General features: G+C 44.3%; 18 protein-coding genes. 7 read left to right on the plus strand and 11 right to left on the minus strand.

Features of this window, described 5'->3' with window-relative positions; all coding sequences use genetic code 11:
- Positions 1-374: 374 nt before the first annotated feature.
- Positions 375-677: a helix-turn-helix domain-containing protein gene (locus tag A37S_RS0122725; protein ID WP_028298918.1), complete on the minus strand. Its 303-nt coding sequence runs from the start codon at positions 675-677 to the stop codon at positions 375-377.
- Positions 661-1,026 (minus strand): type II toxin-antitoxin system RelE/ParE family toxin, encoded by a 366-nt coding sequence (locus tag A37S_RS0122730; protein WP_028298919.1) that lies wholly within the window; start codon positions 1,024-1,026, stop codon positions 661-663. The genes A37S_RS0122725 and A37S_RS0122730 overlap by 17 nt, the downstream gene beginning before the upstream one ends.
- Before the next feature lie 296 nt (positions 1,027-1,322).
- Here A37S_RS0122730 and htpG point away from each other — a divergent pair, with 296 nt between their 5' ends.
- Positions 1,323-3,206, plus strand: a complete 1,884-nt coding sequence (gene htpG, locus A37S_RS0122745; RefSeq protein ID WP_028298920.1) for a molecular chaperone HtpG — start codon at positions 1,323-1,325, stop codon at positions 3,204-3,206.
- A gap of 77 nt (positions 3,207-3,283) precedes the next feature.
- Here the strand turns inward: htpG and A37S_RS0122750 are convergent, their stop codons facing one another.
- Together A37S_RS0122750 and A37S_RS25915 are read right to left on the minus strand one after the other, a co-directional pair.
- The gene (locus A37S_RS0122750; RefSeq protein ID WP_028298921.1) at positions 3,284-3,703 is read right to left on the minus strand and encodes a type II toxin-antitoxin system VapC family toxin; all 420 of its coding nucleotides are present in this window, start codon (positions 3,701-3,703) and stop codon (positions 3,284-3,286) included.
- Positions 3,693-3,935, minus strand: coding sequence for a DUF6364 family protein (locus tag A37S_RS25915; RefSeq protein WP_036604040.1), 243 nt, complete (start codon positions 3,933-3,935; stop codon positions 3,693-3,695). The genes A37S_RS0122750 and A37S_RS25915 overlap by 11 nt, the downstream gene beginning before the upstream one ends.
- A 154-nt stretch (positions 3,936-4,089) precedes the next feature.
- Between A37S_RS25915 and A37S_RS0122760 the strand changes: the two genes are divergently transcribed.
- The 3 genes from A37S_RS0122760 (at position 4,090) to A37S_RS26505 (ending at position 6,294) form a co-directional block, all read left to right on the plus strand.
- Positions 4,090-4,473, plus strand: a complete 384-nt coding sequence (locus tag A37S_RS0122760) for a DUF4260 domain-containing protein (protein ID WP_245586459.1) — start codon at positions 4,090-4,092, stop codon at positions 4,471-4,473.
- 172 nt (positions 4,474-4,645) lie between these two features.
- On the plus strand, positions 4,646-5,842 hold the full coding sequence (locus A37S_RS0122765) for an ATP-binding protein (RefSeq protein ID WP_028298923.1): 1,197 nt from the start codon (positions 4,646-4,648) through the stop codon (positions 5,840-5,842).
- Positions 5,843-5,853: 11 nt separating this feature from the next.
- The gene (locus A37S_RS26505; protein ID WP_051293409.1) at positions 5,854-6,294 is read left to right on the plus strand and encodes a hypothetical protein; all 441 of its coding nucleotides are present in this window, start codon (positions 5,854-5,856) and stop codon (positions 6,292-6,294) included.
- A 65-nt stretch (positions 6,295-6,359) separates the two neighbouring features.
- Here the strand turns inward: A37S_RS26505 and A37S_RS0122775 are convergent, their stop codons facing one another.
- Complete coding sequence (locus A37S_RS0122775; protein WP_028298924.1) at positions 6,360-7,220, minus strand: sigma-70 family RNA polymerase sigma factor; 861 nt, start codon at positions 7,218-7,220, stop codon at positions 6,360-6,362.
- Between the two features lie 447 nt (positions 7,221-7,667).
- Here A37S_RS0122775 and A37S_RS0122780 point away from each other — a divergent pair, with 447 nt between their 5' ends.
- On the plus strand, positions 7,668-7,943 hold the full coding sequence (locus A37S_RS0122780; protein WP_028298925.1) for a hypothetical protein: 276 nt from the start codon (positions 7,668-7,670) through the stop codon (positions 7,941-7,943).
- Between the two features lies 1 nt (position 7,944).
- On the opposite strand, the gene smc is transcribed toward A37S_RS0122780, so the two are convergent.
- The 3 genes from smc to A37S_RS0122795 form a co-directional block, all read right to left on the minus strand.
- Positions 7,945-11,499: a chromosome segregation protein SMC gene (gene smc / locus A37S_RS0122785; RefSeq protein WP_028298926.1), complete on the minus strand. Its 3,555-nt coding sequence runs from the start codon at positions 11,497-11,499 to the stop codon at positions 7,945-7,947.
- Between the two features lie 108 nt (positions 11,500-11,607).
- Positions 11,608-13,296 carry an amino acid permease gene (locus A37S_RS0122790; RefSeq protein ID WP_028298927.1) on the minus strand — a complete coding sequence of 563 codons (1,689 nt, stop codon included), beginning with the start codon at positions 13,294-13,296 and terminating at the stop codon, positions 11,608-11,610.
- An 81-nt stretch (positions 13,297-13,377) separates the two neighbouring features.
- On the minus strand, positions 13,378-14,070 hold the full coding sequence (locus tag A37S_RS0122795) for an ACP phosphodiesterase (protein ID WP_028298928.1): 693 nt from the start codon (positions 14,068-14,070) through the stop codon (positions 13,378-13,380).
- Between the two features lie 139 nt (positions 14,071-14,209).
- Here A37S_RS0122795 and tyrS point away from each other — a divergent pair, with 139 nt between their 5' ends.
- Entirely contained in the window at positions 14,210-15,493 is a 1,284-nt protein-coding gene (gene tyrS / locus A37S_RS0122800; protein ID WP_028298929.1) for a tyrosine--tRNA ligase, read from the plus strand.
- Positions 15,494-15,519: 26 nt separating this feature from the next.
- On the plus strand, positions 15,520-16,137 hold the full coding sequence (locus A37S_RS25925; RefSeq protein WP_157279046.1) for a phosphatase PAP2 family protein: 618 nt from the start codon (positions 15,520-15,522) through the stop codon (positions 16,135-16,137).
- Positions 16,138-16,291: 154 nt separating this feature from the next.
- Here the strand turns inward: A37S_RS25925 and A37S_RS25930 are convergent, their stop codons facing one another.
- From A37S_RS25930 to A37S_RS0122825, 3 genes are all read right to left on the minus strand, one after another.
- Positions 16,292-16,804, minus strand: a complete 513-nt coding sequence (locus tag A37S_RS25930; RefSeq protein WP_169719553.1) for an HmuY family protein — start codon at positions 16,802-16,804, stop codon at positions 16,292-16,294.
- 21 nt (positions 16,805-16,825) lie between these two features.
- Positions 16,826-17,644: a siderophore-interacting protein gene (locus tag A37S_RS0122820; RefSeq protein ID WP_028298930.1), complete on the minus strand. Its 819-nt coding sequence runs from the start codon at positions 17,642-17,644 to the stop codon at positions 16,826-16,828.
- A 305-nt stretch (positions 17,645-17,949) separates the two neighbouring features.
- A complete protein-coding gene (locus tag A37S_RS0122825) occupies positions 17,950-19,011 on the minus strand; it encodes a YncE family protein (RefSeq protein ID WP_051293411.1) in 1,062 nt (353 codons plus the stop codon).
- Positions 19,012-19,307: the final 296 nt, after the last annotated feature.

A 19,307-nucleotide genomic window follows, 5' to 3' on the forward strand; every position in this document is an offset into this window, starting at 1 on the left:
AGTTAAGCCTTCATGTCGCTTAATGCCTTAATGTTTCAAATAGTTAAGTCTTAATCGTTCAAAACAAAACCATGAAGGAGTTAAGGGTGGTTAAGCCTTCATGTCACTTAATGCCTTAATGGTTAAAAAATTGAAGAACAGTTAAGCCTTCATGTCGCTTAATTTGATGTAATCTTCCTCGTTGATATTGAAATGCAAGCAATTTCATGTCATCCCCTTGTTCTACTTGCCTTAGGTGTCCTAAGCTCCAAAGAAGGCGCCAGAAGCTTTCATCTGGCCGCACCGTAGCAAGGGGTGTTTTTAGAGGGGCATTGGTTGGCCCGCTGGCCGCAATAACTGGCGCACGACTGTGGTGCGTGATCCGTACTGGTTTTTTATTGGATTGTGAGGTTTATTTTTCGCCCAAGTCCAAATTCAATGAGTTTGTAAAGTGTTGAAAGTTGGATGTCACTGTGTCCATTCTCAATTCTTGAAATGAAGCTTTTCTTTGCCCCAATTTTTTCTGCAAGTTGCTCCTGTGTCAAATTTGCCGATTTTCTTTCTTCTTTAATTAACTCACCAATTGCAAATGATTTGGATTTAATTTCAAAGTCAGTTCTTGTTTTTGAGCCTGTTTTGCCATATCTTTTGTCAAGATGTTCGGCAAAAGTTTTGAGGTTTTTATTTTTTGTTTCCATCGTCTTTTTTCTTTTGTTCGTTAAAATATTCTTCCATTATTTTTTCTGCTTTATTCAATTCTTTTATTGGCGTTTTTTGTGTTTTCTTTTGAAATCCGTTAAAAAGTACCACTAAATTTCCTTTGTCAAAACAGCAAAATATTCTGTAAACATTACTTTCATATTCAATCCTAATTTCAAAAAGCCCTTTTACACTTTCAATGCTTTTAAAAAATTTAGTAGGAACACGTTTGAGAATTGTCATCATAAAAAGCACTTGGTCAATTTTGTCCTTTACTTTATCTGTCAAGGTTTCAAAAAAATCGTCAAAGTAGTCTTTATAAAAAACGATTTCCCTAATTGTTTCCATCCAACAAAGTTAACTAATAATGGAACATTTTCAAAATAAAACATGGTGGGATTTGATGTTTCCGTTGAACGGTCATTTGGATGAAATTGCCAAACTGTTGGCCGTTTTTGTCAAGTTTTATACTAGTTTCTATGTTGTCCAAAAGGTCTAAAGAACTTTACCGAAGTTGCAAGCTGCAAAAATTTCATCTTTATGCCACGGCTTCTGTCAGCTTGGCGTAAAATACGGATTGGAACGTGTCTTGATGATGATAGGCAAAAATAGGAAACATTTAAATCATTTACATATAAAAGAATATGCAAGAAAAAGGCAATATTTCGATTCATACCGAGAATATCTTTCCGGTAATCAAAAAGTTTTTATACTCGGACAATGAGATTTTTTTACGTGAGCTGGTATCCAATGCGGTAGATGCTACGCAAAAAATCAAGCGTTTGTCGTCTTTGGGGCAATACAGCGGTGAAGTGGGGGATACGACCATTGAGGTTTCCTTTGACGAAAAGGCCAAGACCATCACCATCTCCGATAAGGGCATAGGCATGACGGCCGAGGAGGTGAAGAAATACATCAACCAGATTGCTTTTTCGGGGGCTACCGAGTTCATGGAAAAGTTCAAGGAAGCCAACGATGCCAATGAGATCATCGGCCGTTTTGGTCTGGGATTCTACTCGGCATTCATGGTGGCAGACAAGGTGGAAATACAAACACTTTCGTACCAAGAAGGTGCCGAACCTGCCAAATGGGTGTGCGATGGCAGTACCTCTTACGAAATCTCTGAAGGTACACGTACGCAAAGGGGGACCGACGTGATCCTGCATATCAACAGCGATTCGGAGGAATTCCTGAACAAGAGCAAGTTGCAGGAGATATTGGACAAATATTGCCGCTTTTTGCCCGTGCCTATCAAGTTTGGTACCAAGACGGAGTCTGTGCCTGATGGCGAAGACGAAGAGGGTAAACCAAAATATAAGTCCATAGAGGTCGATAACATCATCAACAATACGAATCCGGCTTGGACAAAAGCACCATCGGAACTAAAAGACGAAGATTATCTGGCCTTTTACAGAGAGTTGTACCCATTTGCCGAGGAACCTTTGTTCTGGATTCACCTCAATGTAGACTATCCGTTCAACCTGACGGGTATCCTGTACTTCCCCAAGATCAAGAACGAATTTGATATACAGCGCAACAAGATCAAGCTCTTCTCGCGCCAGGTGTTCATCACCGATGAGGTGAAGGATATCGTGCCCGAATTCTTGATGTTGCTGCACGGGGTCATTGACTCGCCGGACATTCCGCTGAACGTGTCGCGTAGCTTCCTGCAGGCCGATAGCAACGTGAAGCGCATCAGCAACTATATCACCAAAAAAGTTGCCGATAAGCTGAACGACCTCTTCAAGAGCGACCGCAAGGCCTATGAGTCCAAATGGAAGGACTTGGGACTATTCATCAAGTACGGTATGGTGAGCGACGATAAGTTTGCCGAAAAGGCTGTGGATTTTGCCCTGTTGAATAACGTGGATGGAGAATTCTTTACTTTAAAGGAATATGCAGAAAAGGTGAAGGACATCCAAAAGGATAAGGATGGCAATGTGGTCTATCTATATGCAACCGATGTCGCCAAGCAGGATAGCTTCATAGAGGCCGCAAAGGCAAAGGGATACGATGTGCTGCAGCTGGACTCGCCCATAGACAACCACTTCGTGAGCTACCTGGAGCAAAAGACGGAAAAGACGCAACTGAAACGGGTGGACTCGGATGTGGTGGACAAATTGATCCAAAAGGAAGAGCAGGTGAAACTTTCTCTCTCTGATGAAGAAGTAACCAAGGTGAAATCCATCTTCGATAAGGCCATCAGCAAGGACACCATGAAGGTGGAAGTGGAGGCTCTGGCCGAAGACGAGTTGCCTGTAACGGTTACCATGGACGAGTTCATGCGCCGTATGAAGGATATGGCACAGCAAGGTGGTGGCATGAGCTGGTATGGCAATATGCCCGACTCTTACAAGGTGTCCGTCAATGGCAACCACCCGCTCATAAAACGTATATTGAACGATGAGAACGAGGAGGAAAGGGAGCAATTGGCCAAACAGGCCTTTGATCTGGCTCTGCTTTCCAGAGGTTTGTTGAGCGGTGCCGACCTGACTAAATTTGTGAAGAGAAGTGTCAATTTGATATAGCGCGTAAACGCTTAATACCAATTAATTATAATATAAGCGGCCCTTGATGTAAAAGAAGCGTCAAGGGCTTTTTTTGTCTATTGAAATCTAGCAACGAAGTCTATCGGGGAAATTACGGGAAGGGAAGGAAGAGCTGCTTTTTGGAATCCTTGGTCACTACTGATGACATAATCCAGCCGATGGTGTAAAGCTGTATAGTAAAGAAGGGCATCCTCGATGTCATCCATAGATGAATGGATAGCCGTCAGAACTTGTTCATGGGGCGTATCAATGATGTTGATAAATGACAATAGTGTGGACATGATTTCCTTGGTCTTGGATACACCATAGGCTTTTGCTATCCAATAGGAACAAATTTGTACTACTGTAGGAGAAACGAAAGCGACGATCTTCTTTTGTTCCGCGTGTAAAATGATGGTTTTGCCCTGTTCGTATCCCTCGCGTCGCAACACAAAATCTAGTAGGACATTTGCATCTAAAAACACCTTAAAAGCCATATTTAGAAGCGTTGTCTTCCGTGTATTTTTTCTTTAAGTCGCCTGTGGCAGTCATTTTGGGCTTCGGGAGTTCTTCAACGATATCGATGATGCTCTTGTTTGTAGATACTTGTGCGAATGTTTTAAAATAATTTTCCACAAGTTCGGACACACTGCTTTTCTTGCTTGCAGCATAATTTTTAACGCGCTTCAATAAGCCCTCGTCAATCGTTAAATTTAATCTTGCTTTCATAACAATCATTTTTATAGAGCAAATATACGTATAAAAATGAGGGATGCGCATGACTGCGCGCCTTGAATTTACGAAGTCCTAAATTATTGTTGAACGCAACTGCCCCGTATCTTATACCCTCCCAAGTGTAACTTTTTCCATCAAACAGTATCCAATGGAAAAGAAATATGATATGAAGAGATTGGTAGCCTTGGAGGAGTTTTGTCTATTTATTTGTAGCTTTTTGTTGTTCTTAGCCTTGGGTTATACCTGGTGGTGGTTCTTTGCCTTGTTGCTTTTGCCCGATTTGAGCATGTTGGGCTACGTAGTCAATAATAGGGTAGGAGCCATAAGCTACAACCTGTTTCATCATAGGGCATTGGCCTTGTTGGTGGGGGTGTTGGGCTATTGGGCACATTCGGATGTAGGGGTGATAAGCGGGATCGTGCTTTTTGGGCATAGTAGCATGGATAGGGCATTTGGCTATGGCCTGAAATATTTTACAGGGTTCAGGTATACCCATTTGGGAAGGATAGGAAATGATAAAAACGAGCATTGATGGCAAGTAGTAAACATGAAAAAAGGGAAGGTAATACAAGTGCCTGAAGAATGATAAAGTCGACATTGATCTGTGTATATAGCATTTTTATGTTTAAAATGCTATATACACAGATCATTTTTTATATAAAAATGCTATTTTTGTAAAGCATATTTTTATTCTTTATTGTTAAATGGAGGAACTTATCTTAAAGTCCGATAAGGTCATTGCTGCGCAAGACCTCACGTTCAAGCGTACATTGTATGATGAAATAGACTGGACAAATCGGCTCATTGGCGTGATGGGAGCGAGGGGAACGGGTAAGACCACCATCCTGTTGCAAAGGCTCAAGGAGCTCGATTTGAGTGGGACGGAAGCTGTTTATCTTTCGTTGGACGACCTCTATTTCACACGGCATAGCCTGGGCGATGTGGCGGATACCTTTCGGTCGAGGGGGGGTAAATACCTGTTTCTCGACGAGGTGCACAAATACCCGGAGTGGCACAGGGAAATCAAGAATATCTATGATTTTAATCGAGAGCTTTTTATTGTTTTCACTGGCTCATCCATTATAGATATGCTGCGGTTGCCGGTAGACCTTAGTCGGCGAGCCATTGTCTATCAATTGACGGGGCTATCGTTCCGAGAATTTTTGAGCTATGACCAAGGGCTCGATTTTGGCAAGATCAAGCTAGCGGATATCATAGGTAATCACTCGAAACTGGCCATAGAGCTATGTCGGAAAATGGCGCCATTGAAGCATTTTGGTGCATACCTCGATCACGGTTACTACCCATTTTATAAGGAAAACATCGCTTCCTATACCACTCGGTTGGAACAGGTGATGCGGCTAGTGATCGAGTATGACCTAGCTTTCGTAGAACATATAGACTATCAAAATATCCGCAAAATACTGGAGTTGATGGCTATTCTGGCGGAACATGTGCCTTTCACACCAAACATTGCCGAGCTTAGCAAGAAACTGGCCATGGGAAGGAATACTCTCGTGCAGTATTTCCACTATCTTGACAAAGCCCGATTGATCAACAATCTGTACGCTGCCGGAAAAGGATATGGCAAGCTCGAGAAGCCTGGAAAAGTGTTGCTTGAAAACCCGAATCTTTTTGAGGTGCTGGCCATCAGCAATCCGGATAAGGGGAGTGTGCGGGAATCATTCTTCGTTGGTCAACTTCTTAATGCGGGATACCACATTTCTTTGCATAATAAAGGCGATTTCGAGGTAGATGCGCAGTATGTTTTTGAAATAGGAGGTAAGAAAAAAGGATTTAAGCAGATTGCCGGAATCGAGCATTCGTTTATTGCGGCCGATGACATGGAGGCGGGGGTCGGCAATAAGATCCCCCTTTGGCTATTCGGTTTCTTGTATTAATTGGCAACGGCATGAAAAAAAGCTATACCATAAACGATTGTCAGGTGCAGGTGACCTTTGGCCATGGGACGGTACACATATGCAATGACATGGCCTTTTGGCAGTGCGTGCATCAAGAACCTATCAAGAGGGTTTGGGCATTGGCGGCCTTGATAAAAGAAGACTATATCCGTCATAAAGGCCAGGCACTCCGTATTTCGGACCGCTCTCTGGTAGTGGAGATATGGGGACACCTCTATTATGAATATTATGTGCTCCGCCTGAAGCGAAGGTTGAATGCTCGTTGGTTTGATCGCTTGTCGGTTAAATTATTGAAACCCGCAGACATCATAGATTGTGGGGAGAAGGGAAAAGACAGCAATCGCTGGATATGGGACTTGTTGTCTGGTGCATATGGCTTGATTGCGAGGTCGTTGCCACGGGGAATAGCAGACGCTGGGCTCAAAAAATAAAAGCACCCCAACGAGGGATGCTTTTCAGTTTTTTATCCAAGAAATTTTAAGTAAGGAAAACCCTTTTAGCCCAAATAGGACTTAAGGATTTTGCTTCTAGAAGTATGGCGCAGGCGTTGCAGTGCCTTGTCCTTTATCTGGCGCACCCTTTCGCGTGTGAGGCTGAATTTTTCGCCTATTTCTTCCAAGGATAGGGGATGGTTTGATCCCAGTCCGAAGAAAAGGACGATGATTTCCCTTTCGCGATCGGTGAGCGTAGCCAATGAACGCTTGATCTCTTCCGAGAGCGACTCGTCAATAAGAGTACTATCTGTATTGGGGTCGCGGTTCTCCAATACGTCCAATAGCGTGTTTTCTTCGCCTTGTACGAATGGAGCATCCATAGACACATGACGCCCAGAATTGCTCAATGTATCGGATATCTTGTCTACCGTGGTTTCGAGGATATCCGCCAATTCTTCTGGCGATGGCTCGCGCTCATACTCTTGTTCCAGTTTGGAAAAAGCTTTGCTAATCTTGCTGAGGGACCCTACTTGATTCAATGGCAGACGTACAATCCGTGATTGCTCGGCGATGGCTTGCAAAATAGACTGACGAATCCACCATACTGCATAGGAGATGAATTTGAACCCTTTTGTTTCGTCAAAGCGTTTTGCAGCTTTGATGAGTCCGAGATTCCCTTCATTGATCAGGTCTCCAAGTGTAAGTCCTTGATTTTGATATTGCTTGGCAACAGACACTACGAAACGTAAGTTCGTCTTTGTTAAACGTTCTAAGGCTGCTTGGTCGCCCTCCCTGATTTTTTGTGCAAGAATAACTTCTTCCTCTGCTGTAATTAAGTCTACTTTACCTATCTCGTGCAAATACTTATCCAGTGATTGCGACTCGCGATTGGTGATAGACTGAGTGATTTTGAGCTGTCTCATTAATTATTATATACCCTTTCTATATAAAAGTGTGCAAAAATACAAATTAGTTTTCTCATCTAACATAGAAAACGCCAAAAAGTTGTCTGATTTTTAAGGATTTATATTGTTTTTTTTGCCATATAACCCTAACAAAAATTACGCCAAAAAACGATTGGTTAGTGTTTTTGTGACACATTTAAAACAAATGTTAGGTGTTCGCGTTTCGTAAAACGTGTAAACGATTTACTTTGGGGTATTTTGAAGTCTGTTTGCACAAATTTGGACTGTCAATCTAACGATTTACTGGAAGTTGTGCTGAAAAAGCGATGTTAAGTCAGCCTATCGCAATGAAATTGTAATATTATTTATACTTGCCATAAATTTATTATTTTTTAATAACCGTTTCTTATATTAGCTTATCGAAAACAAAGGTTATTCTACATTACAACAAAAAATAGGATTAATATGGAAGCAGTAGCAGCGCAATTAATTGAAAAAGAAAGAATAAGGGATTTTAAGGTTGTCAATTCGCCGGAAAATCATGCGAATGAGCTGCGCTATAAACTTCAGAGTGCCGTGCGTCTGGGAAATGAATTTAAGTCCAAGTCCGTCATTGTATTTATGACTACCGATGGGCCAAAACGTGTGGAGACAACGGTATGGTCGCTTACTGAAGATTACATTCAGCTTAAAAATGGGATCATGATTCCGCTTAAGAGCTTGTTGGATATTGATTATTAGCTCAAACCTCACGCATATCTACGGCAACTACCCTAGAAATGCCCTGCTCTACCATGGTGACGCCATAGATGATATCTGTGCTTGCTATGGTCTTCTTGTTGTGGGAAACCACTATGAACTGTGATTGATCCGAAAATTTTCGGATGATGTTGTTGAACTTGTCTATATTGGTATCATCCAATGGGGCGTCTACTTCATCGAAAATGCAGAAAGGAGCAGGTTTCAGTAGATAAAGCGAGAACAGCAAGGCCGTAGAGGTAAGTGTTTTCTCGCCTCCCGAAAGCTGATTGATGGATAAAGGACGCTTTCCTTTCGGTCTAGCCATGATTTCTATATCAGACTCCAAAGGGCTGTCGGGATTGGTCAATATCAGATCGCAGGAATCTTCTTCATTGAAAAGGGAACGAAATACGGTGATAAAATGAGATCTTACGGTCGTGAATGCTTGCATGAATTGCTGTTCTGCCGTATCGTCTATTTCCTTGATGGTCGCTAGGAGCGATTGCTTGGCTTCGAGCAGATCTTCTTTCTCTTTTTTGATAAATGTGCAGCGCTCATCCATTTCCTTGTAAGCTTCCATTGCCATGGGGTTGATGGAACCGAAGTCATCCAGCTGTTTCTTTAGCTTTTCAGTCTGTTCTTTGATGCTTTCTTCATCTTCCTGAATGGCATTTTCCTGCTCCATGTTTGACGTGTCTTGATCCAGCAGGTCGCGTATGTCCACGTTAAATTCAACCGAAAGCCTTTCCTTGAGGCTATTTAGCTCCAGTTTGAGCTGTGTCTTCCCGTCTTTTATCTCGGTGAGCAAGAAATCTGCTTGCTCTTTTTGCTTGCGGAGGTTAGAAACTTTAGACTCTTCTTCATTGGTCTTTCCCCGCAATCCATAATAAGCTTGTTCCTGTTCCTGGAGTCCTTTTTCCAGCGCCTCCTTTTGTTCGTACATGGCTATAAGGTCTTCGTCCGAGTCATCTACATGCTGCAGGGTGTCTTTGATGGCTGTCTGAGTGTCTTCGTACTCCTTCGTGTATTGATCTATGCGCTTTTGGAGATTCTCTTGCTGGCTTTCCCGATATTCCAAATCTTTCATAATACTGGAAAGCCTGTTTTGCTGCTGATGAAAAAGGATATTCTGCTGATTGTAGCTACCCGACTTCACGGTGAGCATCTCGGATATTTCGTTGTAGCGTTCTTGTGCTTCTCGCTGGTTTTCCAGCAATTCTTCCTTCTTTTTTAAGATGGCTGCCAGCTTCGGTTCGTTGCTCTCGAGCGACCGTATTATCTGCTCTAGCTTCTTTTCGATATCTTCCTTGCGGGTTTGACTGTTCTGTATAAAGGCGAGGTATTGTTCTTGCTTGGTCTTTACGGAAACAAGTTCGTTGTTGATGCGATTGAGCTGGTTTCTTACTTCTTCTATATAGCTGGCTTGTGTGCTCGCTTTCCATGCGATGCAAGTTTCTTCTGCCTCCTTGATTTTTTCTTGGAGATTGACGATATGCTGGCTTAGCGACTTGATTTCCTTGCTTAGGTTCTCGAGGTTTTTTGCCCGACCTATCCGTTTGCCTTCAAATAGGCCCACGGACCCTCCCGAAAGGCTGATTTTGGTTTTGTAGAATTTGCCGGTTTTATGTAAGATAACCTTGCCATCCTCCGGCAATTCGGTTTCCAGTTCGTCTTCGCCGTTTGTTTTCAGCAGGTATACGTTGTGTAGTAGATGGTGGCACAATGGAAGGTATTTGTTTTCCACGTCGATGATGTCCAGCGCAGAAATCAATTGGTCGTTTTCGTTTTTTTCCTTTGGCGTGGGTGTTTTAAGCGCTTCCAAGACGAAAAAACTGGCACGTCCCCTGGACGAATCTCCCAGTAATTTGATGGCCCGTATGGCGTCTTCCTGTAGGGGTACCACATAATGGTTCATGACTGGTTCTAGGTAGTTTTCTATCGCTATGCGGTACTCCTCCTTGCAGAAGAGCACATCGCTGAATAATGGGTACGCTTTTGGCCATCCGGCATTTTTGCGTAGAAAACGTATGGATTCCGGAAAGCCCTCAAGGTTGTCCACCAGGGACTTTGTGAGGTTGTATTCGTTTTGTTTGGCATCGAGGCTGCGGCTATCCAGATTGAGTTCCTGCTTTAGCGAGGCCATCTCTGTTTCCTTGTGCAGTATGCTCTGTTGGAGTTCGTCTTCCATGTGCCGAGCATGATCGTACTGCTGTTGCAATGTTTCTTGTTTGCTCTCTAGTTCTGCTACCGCACGCACAAATTCATTCAGCTCCTGCTCTTTGTTTGCCGTGTCCAAGAGGTTTCGTTCGCCTTCCTGTTTCAGGGCATCATGCTGTATCTGCAATACGGCAATCTCTTTTTCTAAGGAATACGCTTCATTCTGCTGTTCAGTGACTGTCTTTCCGAGCCCATCCACATGCTGCCTTGCACTCTGCTGTTGTCCCCGCAGTTCGTCTACTTCTGCCTTTTGCTCATCCAATGTTTGTTTTATAAGCTGCAACTTTTCTTGTTCGGCGGCTTCCTCTTCAGCAAGTCGCTTTATGTTGTAGAACACATGATTCAGCTGCTGCTTGTCTTGCGCAAGTTCTTTGGATAGTCGTTGTTCTCGATCAGTAAGGTTTCTTAGCTGTTCGTTTTTTACTTTCTTTTCACTTTCGTAGCTCCTTATTTTGGCGCTGTATTCATTGGCCGCCTTTTGCTGACTGGCCAGGTTTTTCTCTTCTATCAGGCTGTCCTTTTTTAGGGCTTGTACTTGGGCCTCCAGCTTATCTATTTGATTGGAAATGGTTTGCTGTTTTTCTTGCTGCTGTTTTTCTTGCGTTTCCAGTTTCTCTAAGGCATCACTGAAACTGGCTATGCGCAAGGAGGCAAGACCGAGGCTTAGGTGTTTGTATCTTTCTTTCAGTTTGTAGTAGCGTTCGGCTTTCTTCGCTTGGTTTTCCAGCGTTTTAAGATTTTTCTCTATTTCAAAGAGTAAGTCCTCTACGCGGCTAAGGTCTGCTTCGGTGTCCTTCAGCTTGGAAAAAGTCTGCTTTTTGCGAACCTTATATTTGGAAATGCCGCTAGCTTCTTCAAAGAGAGCTCTACGAGAATGGTCTTTATTGTTGATGATCTCATCGATCATCTTCAATTCGATGATGGAATAACTGTCATTGCCCACTCCGGTGTCCAAGAATAGGTCGGTAATGTCCTTCAGCCTACAGGTCACATCATTGAGCCTGTACTCGCTTTCGCCACTTCGATAGAGCTTGCGCGTGATGGTCACTTGGGAAAACTCCGTGGGCAATATGTTTTTCGTATTATCGAAAGTAAGGGACACTTCCGCCAGATTGGACGGTTTGCGCGTCTTCGTGCCGTTGAAAATGATGTTTTCCATTTTCTCCGAGCGAAGTGCCTTGGTGCTCTGTTCGCCCAATACCCATCTGATGGCGTCTACTACATTGGATTTGCCACAACCATTGGGGCCGACGATAGCCGTTACGCCTTCATTGAAGTGTATGGTTATCTTATCGCCAAAACTCTTAAATCCCTTTATCTCAAGTCGCGTTAACTGCATAATGGTATAGGCACTTTTTCCGCTGCGAAAATAAGCATTTAGCAGATAATCTGATGGCTCATTTGATGGTCGTCAGAGTATCTTTGTCAGAGACAGTGCTGCACAATGTTAGGCTGCGTCCTTTAGCTTGGAATGCTTGTATCCATATATAAAGTAAATGCCCAAGCCTACCACGAGCCAGATGGCGAAGATAATCCAATTGCTGCTTCCCAGTTCTGTCATCAGGTACAGATTGACCAGTATGCCCGCTACCGGAAGGAGTGAAAATTTGTATTTGAAGCCCAAGATGGCCAACACGACCCAAGCAAGCCAGAAAAATAAGGTGAGGGATTTGTGTTCAAAAATTTCCACGAAGCTCAATCCTTTCCACTCTGCTAACACATCTTGTCCATATACCGCTAGTCCGATAAGCATCAAGATAAGGCCAATGCCTATCAGGTACTTGCCATTGATGTAAGGTACTCTAAATTTAGATTTCTTTGAAAGGCCCGTATGGTCTAGGTAAAGTACGCCCGCACATACCAAAATGAATGCGAAGAAGGTGCCTACACTGGTGAGGTCTACCACGAAATCCATTTCAAAGAATAGCGCTGGAATACCCACCGCAAAACCTGCCATGATGGTGGCAAAGCTGGGGGTATGGTACTTGGGATGGATTTTGGAAAACTTCTTCCAGAGGAGTCCATCGCGGCTCATGGTCATCCAAATACGTGGCTGCCCAATCTGGAATACTAGCAAGGCACTTGTGATGGCGATGACCGAGCTGACGGAAATGACACCGGCCATAAAGTCCATATCCACTTGCTGGAATACAAAAGCCAATGGATCGTTTACGTTCAGCTCTTTATAGTTGACCATTCCAGTCAGTACAAGCGTGATGGCTACGTAGAGCACGGTACATATGAGCAGACAGTAGATCATTGCCCTGGGGAGATCGCGCTGTGGGTTCTTGCATTCTTCGGCCGTGGTGGAAATGGAGTCGAAGCCTATGAAGGCAAAAAACACTGCTGCAACACCGCTCAAGACCCCACCTATGCCGTTGGGTGCAAAAGGCGACCAGTTGGACGGTTTAACAAAAAAGGCTCCGCCTATGATAACGAAGAGCACAACACCTACTTTCAATACAACCATGATGTTGCTGGCATTTTTGGACTCCTTGATGCCTACATAGACCAGCCAAGTTACAAGCAAGGTGATCAGCCCGGCAGGAACATTGCATACCAGGGAGAAATCGCCTATATGCGGTGCCTGCTGAAAGGCTTCGCTCGCCAAACGCTCGCTGGTACTAAGAGCTTCCAAGCCTTCACTCTGGAGTTTTGAATAGGCCTTATATGCCGTGATGGGAGAGATGGAGAGCCATTTGGGTATATTAATGCCAAATCCGCTCAGCATGGTGGTAAAATACTCGGACCAAGAAATGGCAACCACCATATTGGACACGGCGTATTCCAAGATTAATGCCCAGCCGATAATCCAGGCAAAAAGCTCGCCGAAAGCCACATAGGCATAGGTGTAGGCACTGCCCGAAACGGGTACGGTACTGGCAAACTGTGCATAGGACAGGGCGGTGAAAACGCAAGCGACGGCCGTAAATACAAAAAGAAGGGAAACTGCCGGTCCACCGTTATAAGCTGCAAGGCCGATGGTGCTGAAGATGCCCGCTCCCACGATGGCCGCAATGCCAAGAGAAACTAAATCGCGGACACCCAGTATTTTTGCTAAGCCAGAACCTTCTCTTTGTTGACTATCTGAAATGATTTGGTCTACCGTTTTTTTTCGGAATAGATTGTTTGCCATATAAAAAATGGAATAGAATTGCTATTTAAGGCTCAAACATAAAAAAAATACGCATAACATGCGTGCTTTGTGGTGCGATTCTTACGAATTTAATTTTTTCGTGCTCAATTGTCGCGCAATCTCGTTGAAAATGGCTTTATAGTTCTGCTTTAGGTCCACTTCATACGTTCGCAAGGCTTTAGTGAGCAAAATTTCTTCTTCTTTGGTCAATGTGTCTGGCCATATGCGCTTACAGATTTGGTTTAATGCATAAGTTACCGACTCCATTCTACGATATGATCCCAGGTAAGATTCTTGCAAGAAATTATCAAAAAAAAGAAAGAAGGGTGTCCTGTCTTCTATGCCAGCCTGGACGAGAAACAAATCAATATGATCCCTTGAGCAGCTTTTTAAGGCTAGATAGAAGTCACGTTCATGTACCCAATTGTTTATCATCAGCAATCGGTCCAGCAATAGCTCAAGCGCGATGTGTGCGAGGAAGAAAGGGCGAATGGCGGTGTTTTTTATGGCTGGGCTAATATAGCCTTTGAGTTCATGGGTTTTTTGCTTAAAGAAGAAAGACGAATGAAAGAGTTTGTCCACCTCGATGTGTCTTATCCAACCTTGCAGGATGGCCCTGCTGGGTTCCGGTTCTTGAAATAGAACGGAGTGTTTTTCCGGGAAAATATGGGTATTCTTGTGGGTGATCTTTAGCAAGTCTGGCAGAACGGCCCCAAGCACATGTTCGGGATCGGAATTTTTGCTTTCAAAGTAAAAATGCGAGAGGAAATTCATGAGACTAATATTGCATGTGAAATTACATATATTTTTTTAATATTCTATCTTTGCATCCTTAATTAATGTTTGTCAACTAGAGAATAGCATATGGAATTAATGGACATGTGCGTATTTGAAATAAAAAGAATAGAGACCCATGAACTTTGTAGAAGAACTGCGCTGGAGAGGTATGCTGCACGATATGATGCCTGGAACAGAGGAACAATTGCTTAAGGAAAAGACTTCTGGGTACATTGGTTTTGATCCCACTGGCGATTCCCTGCATGTGGGCCACCTCACGCAGATCATGACCTTGATTCATTTCCAAAGGGCGGGGCATAGGCCAGTGGCGCTGGTAGGCGGGGCAACCGGCATGGTAGGCGATCCTTCGGGCAAATCTGCCGAGCGCAACCTATTGGACGAGGCAACGTTAAATCATAATATTGCCAGTCTCAAAGAGCAACTTTCCAAGTTCTTGGATTTCTCCGACAGAGGAGACGGAGCAGTGATGGTCAACAATTACGACTGGTTCAAGGATTTCAAGTTTTTGGATTTTATTCGTGACGTTGGTAAGCATATCACCGTAAATTACATGATGTCAAAGGACTCTGTAAAAAAACGATTGGAAGGCGAGAACGGTATGTCCTTTACCGAATTTTCGTACCAATTGGTGCAAGGCTATGACTTCTATTACCTGTGGAAGCACCATAACTGCCTGGTGCAGATGGGCGGATCGGACCAATGGGGCAATATCGTGACCGGCACGGAATTTATCCGTAGAAAGGCCGGTGGCACAGCCTATGCATTGACTACGCAACTGATCAAAAAAGCCGATGGCAACAAGTTTGGCAAAACCGAAAGCGGTGCCGTGTGGTTGGATCCTAAAAAAACATCTCCTTACAAATTTTACCAGTTTTGGCTCAATGCCAGCGATGAGGACGCCAAGAACTGGATCAAGATCTTTACGCTCAAAAGCAAGGAGGAGATAGAGGCAATTATTGCCGAGCATGACGCGGCACCTCATACCCGTGCGGTACAGAAAGCATTGGCCAAGGATATCACCACGCGTACACACAGCGAAGAAGCATACGATACCGCGGTGAAAACCTCCGAATTTTTGTTCGGTGGGGGAGACCTGGCCTTTATCAGAAATATGGATGATGTGGGCGTGCTCGAAGTATTCGAGGGATTGCCCCAGTTTAGAGTAAGTAAGGACGTGCTGCAAGAAGGGGTCAACATCCTTGATTTGTTGGCATCCCATACTTCCATTTTTCCTTCCAAGGGTGAAGCTAAAAAAATGGTACAGGGCAATGGTGTGTCTGTCAATAAGGAGAAAGCGACTAATGTGGAGCAGGTATATGCGTCAGGTGATTTGATCAATGGTAAGTACTTAGTTGTACAAAAGGGCAAAAAGAACTATTTCTTGATAATAGCTGCCTAAGAGATGAATGGTATAATTCTGCGTTTATGGAATGTTATAGGCCGTTACGTTTGAGGGTGTGGTTTGTTATCCATACGCTACTTTTCACTTCTGGACTGTTTGCGCAGGAAGTCCGTAAAGGGCAAAATCTGGATATCCATATCTTGGAACAGCTGGCCGCCCAGCGTACACCAGCGCGGACGAAGCTATGGCGCACGGTATCGGATACCCATCAATATGTGCACTTAGGCATTCCGGTTGGGCTTTTTGCCGCAGGAGTCATAAGCGAAGACAAGGGCATGCGGCAAAATGCGGCTTATATAGCCACTACGACTGTTTCTACTACCGTAGTGAATATTTTGTTGAAAAAGGCGTTCAAACGGCCCAGGCCTTTCGTTGCCCATGTGTCTTTCGTTCCGGTATATGAAGCCAGCGGCTATTCCTTTCCTTCAGGACACACCCAGGCCGCCTTTGGTACGGCTACGGCCCTGTCACGCGCCTATCCCAAATGGTACGTCATAGCACCGTCTGTGCTATGGGCAGGAGCAGTGGGCTATAGCCGTATGTATTTGGGGGTGCACTATCCTTCGGATGTGTTGGTAGGAGGTGGACTGGGAGCAGCTACCGCCTTTGGTTTGGGTTTTATGAAGGCCAGTTCAAATTAGTTTTTTGTCTCCCGACTTCATAGATTTTTCAAAGTCCCTTTCGCTCCATTGGTATATTCAACCAAATAACTCTTTTTGTTTATCTTTTGTGAGAACTTTTGGTTTACTTTCCTCCACTTGCTTGCCTTATGATAAATCATAAGTGCGTTGAAGTTCACTTGCCCAGAGGTGCAAATCTAAAACTATAGTAGCCCGATTGCTCATAGGGCTTTTGATCCTTGTTGTAGGATAAGATTTCCAGCTTGTAGTGCTTTCCGGTCTCCGTACGGACTACAATGGTTTTGTGGGGGATGGGCGTTATGGTATGGCCCTCCATGTCGTAGACATACCAACCATTGCCGCTTCCTGTTGGTATCGCTTTGGTAGATTCCGTATCGCTTTTGTAACCATCTTCTGGCGCCTTGGTCAATTGCTCAAAGCTGCTGCCTACTAGTTGGGCCGAAGTTTTTCCAGGGCCGCTACTGCCACTATTGAAGAGAATAGTGGTCTTTTGGAAAGCGATGTCCCAATCCGCTGTTTGGAGTTTTGACGCCTCTACGATTCGTCCTTTGGCCAGGTTGAATAGCACCATGCCATTGCCAGCATCGAGGTTTGTTTGCGTTTTGACCTCCTGTGCAAAAGTAAATTTGCCTGTTAGCATAAGCAGAAGTACTAGTGTTTTCTTCATGTTCGCCATTTTTAAATTTATTTATACGTTCTTTCGTTCTTCACGCCTTTCCTGTGCCGATCCGTCTTCGCTTTTGCCGTATTTCCAGTAACTGAACGCATAGAGCTCGTCCCGATCCCAGAATTGTTCCTTACGCAGGTATTGGCGTATGGCCTGCACTGACGAAAATTCTGCGGCTACGTAAGCAAAGCGGGTTCCGTGCAACCCGTCAGGCAGCGATAGCTGACGAACTGCTTGTTCCAAAGGGGAATTTATCCCCGGGTGCGGATTATGGAGCCAATGGATGTCCACATCTGTTTGCGTTGCTATTGTTTGTTCGTCTTCCTGCCCTTGAACCTCGATGAAAGCTTCGCCCTTTGCGCTGGCCGGCAGACTTTCCAAAATGGCGCTCAATACGGGGATAGCTGTGGCATCGCCAACCAACAAATACCAGTCGGCATTAGGGTAAAGTTGTACGGGATGTCCTTTCATCGCGATACCCAGCTTGTCTCCCGGTTGTGCGCGATTGGCCCATGCAGAGGCAGGGCCACTGTCGCCATGGTTGACAAAGTCAACCCACATTTCTTGCTTTTTCATGTCTATACCACGGTGCGTATAAGTACGCACGATGGGCTTTTCATCTGGATTGGGAAGTATCCAGGCACCATTTTCAAATATAGGAAATACGATCTCACCGCCCGGTCTTGGTGGGAGAAAGATTTTATTGTTCACGCCTATTGTAGTTATCGCAAACTGCTCAACTTCGGGGCCCGTAAGGACTACTCTTATATAATGTGGAGTGATGGAAAATTTTTCCTTTACGGTGAGTATGGCCCTCAACACGCCGTTTGTAGAAGACATATAGTTGTTTTTGTTTTATCTTGATTGTGCCTGTCTTGCCCATGATCAATATGTCATGGGCAAACAGGTCTTTTTAATATATGATTACCAGGGATAAGATATCGCTTCTATTGGCCTGGCGTAAAAATCATGTTCCAAAGTTCTTATTATTTAGAACAGTTCCAAATAATTGCTAAAAAGTCAACACTGCCATGACATTCCGTTCCTAAAAGAGCTTCTTTTTAAATTCATAAGGCAGCCTCTAATGGTAGGGGCTGCCTTATGTCTGCATTTTGAATATGTTCTATTATAGCAATGGTGATTACCTATGGCAATAACAGGCTCACGGTATCGCCATCAGGGTCTGCAGGTGGCGCGGGCTGTCCTTCTACCGGACGCCCTCCCTTTGCCTTGTTCACTACATAGGCAGCTCCGGTCTTGCTGTTCACGCTCACGTAATTGGGCAGTGATCCCGTCGTGATGTCGGCTATGACAGCATAGCTTGCGCCATCGATGACCGTGGTAGTGCCGGTTTGTCTGTTTGCCGAGTAAATGCGGTTTTTCAAGGGGTCATAAGCTACGCCAATGGCACCTTCGCCAGTCTTGATGGCTTTGATCAAGCTGCCGTCCTTGGTGTTCAGGACGGTAATGTCCCCGCTCTTTTGATTGGAAACAAACAAGCGGGAGCCTTTTGGATCCAAAGCGATATTTACGGGCGACTCGCCACCGCTCGGATAGCTTTTTGTCAATGCCTTTGCTTTCAGGTCTATGATTCCTATTTCGTTTGTACCCATGTTGGCCGCATAAAGGAAGTTACCATCCGGAGAGACAATGATGCCTGCAGTTGTCTTGCCCGTGTTCTCAATGGAGTATTGATAGGTATTGGTTTTGCCATCTATCACCCAGATATTGCTTGGATCTCCTACGTCAGAAACATATACCAGGTTATTTTTCTCGTCGATGGCGATTTCCCTGGTATGGGATTTCTCTTTGCCGTTATTGATCGTGGCCAGTACTTCGCCAGTCTTGGCATCAATGGCGCTGACAGAGTTGGTGCGCGTGTTGCTGGTATAGATGGTCTGCGTCTTGTTGTTGATGGCAATGCCGAAAGGAGGTGTCTCCTGCAAGGAAATACTGTCTTTGACGGCCAAAGTTTTGGGGTCAAGCTTATAGATAAAGCCCGCGGGGTCGTTTCTGGAGCCAGCGGAGGTGACGTAGAGCGTTCCGTCACTTTCGCTAATAGCTACTTCATATAGGCCATTGCCCACTTTCTGTGATTTGGACAAGGTCTGGGCATTGACAGCGGTGCCTGCTGCAGACAGGACAATAGCCACAAGGGCGGTTCCTGCCACTTTGCCGGTTCTCAATTTTGAAAATTTGTTTGTCATATTGTTAAGCGTAAATAAATAAAACAATTCACTACCAAACGGATAAACTTAAAAACAGGCAATAAACTCACTTAACTTACTGATTATCAGTAAATATTTTCATTAGATAAAAAAGCCNCCCCCCCCCTGTTTTTTAGAACAGTTCTACCTGTATACAAGGTGGTTTATTTCGTTTTTTCTGTTTGCTGTAAGTTCTCCTGCTGTTCTGCACCATCCAATATATCTCAAGATTACTGATTAAATGGATTCTTATCAGTGCAGCAATGGTGGAAAACGCCTTTTTGCTCTGGGATTTT

The organism is Olivibacter sitiensis DSM 17696, from assembly GCF_000427965.1.
Lineage (GTDB): Bacteria > Bacteroidota > Bacteroidia > Sphingobacteriales > Sphingobacteriaceae > Olivibacter > Olivibacter sitiensis.

What these genes read in the sequence shown, in the direction of transcription:
- A37S_RS0122725 (WP_028298918.1), bottom strand. Translation starts at nt 677, where the DNA reads ATGGAAACAAAAAATAAAAACCTCAAAACTTTTGCCGAACATCTTGAC.
- A37S_RS0122730 (WP_028298919.1), bottom strand. Translation starts at nt 1,026, where the DNA reads ATGGAAACAATTAGGGAAATCGTTTTTTATAAAGACTACTTTGACGAT.
- htpG (WP_028298920.1), top strand. Translation starts at nt 1,323, where the DNA reads ATGCAAGAAAAAGGCAATATTTCGATTCATACCGAGAATATCTTTCCG.
- A37S_RS0122750 (WP_028298921.1), bottom strand. Translation starts at nt 3,703, where the DNA reads ATGGCTTTTAAGGTGTTTTTAGATGCAAATGTCCTACTAGATTTTGTG.
- A37S_RS25915 (WP_036604040.1), bottom strand. Translation starts at nt 3,935, where the DNA reads ATGAAAGCAAGATTAAATTTAACGATTGACGAGGGCTTATTGAAGCGC.
- A37S_RS0122760 (WP_245586459.1), top strand. Translation starts at nt 4,090, where the DNA reads ATGGAAAAGAAATATGATATGAAGAGATTGGTAGCCTTGGAGGAGTTT.
- A37S_RS0122765 (WP_028298923.1), top strand. Translation starts at nt 4,646, where the DNA reads ATGGAGGAACTTATCTTAAAGTCCGATAAGGTCATTGCTGCGCAAGAC.
- A37S_RS26505 (WP_051293409.1), top strand. Translation starts at nt 5,854, where the DNA reads ATGAAAAAAAGCTATACCATAAACGATTGTCAGGTGCAGGTGACCTTT.
- A37S_RS0122775 (WP_028298924.1), bottom strand. Translation starts at nt 7,220, where the DNA reads ATGAGACAGCTCAAAATCACTCAGTCTATCACCAATCGCGAGTCGCAA.
- A37S_RS0122780 (WP_028298925.1), top strand. Translation starts at nt 7,668, where the DNA reads ATGGAAGCAGTAGCAGCGCAATTAATTGAAAAAGAAAGAATAAGGGAT.
- smc (WP_028298926.1), bottom strand. Translation starts at nt 11,499, where the DNA reads ATGCAGTTAACGCGACTTGAGATAAAGGGATTTAAGAGTTTTGGCGAT.
- A37S_RS0122790 (WP_028298927.1), bottom strand. Translation starts at nt 13,296, where the DNA reads ATGGCAAACAATCTATTCCGAAAAAAAACGGTAGACCAAATCATTTCA.
- A37S_RS0122795 (WP_028298928.1), bottom strand. Translation starts at nt 14,070, where the DNA reads ATGAATTTCCTCTCGCATTTTTACTTTGAAAGCAAAAATTCCGATCCC.
- tyrS (WP_028298929.1), top strand. Translation starts at nt 14,210, where the DNA reads ATGAACTTTGTAGAAGAACTGCGCTGGAGAGGTATGCTGCACGATATG.
- A37S_RS25925 (WP_157279046.1), top strand. Translation starts at nt 15,520, where the DNA reads ATGGAATGTTATAGGCCGTTACGTTTGAGGGTGTGGTTTGTTATCCAT.
- A37S_RS25930 (WP_169719553.1), bottom strand. Translation starts at nt 16,804, where the DNA reads ATGAAGAAAACACTAGTACTTCTGCTTATGCTAACAGGCAAATTTACT.
- A37S_RS0122820 (WP_028298930.1), bottom strand. Translation starts at nt 17,644, where the DNA reads ATGTCTTCTACAAACGGCGTGTTGAGGGCCATACTCACCGTAAAGGAA.
- A37S_RS0122825 (WP_051293411.1), bottom strand. Translation starts at nt 19,011, where the DNA reads ATGACAAACAAATTTTCAAAATTGAGAACCGGCAAAGTGGCAGGAACC.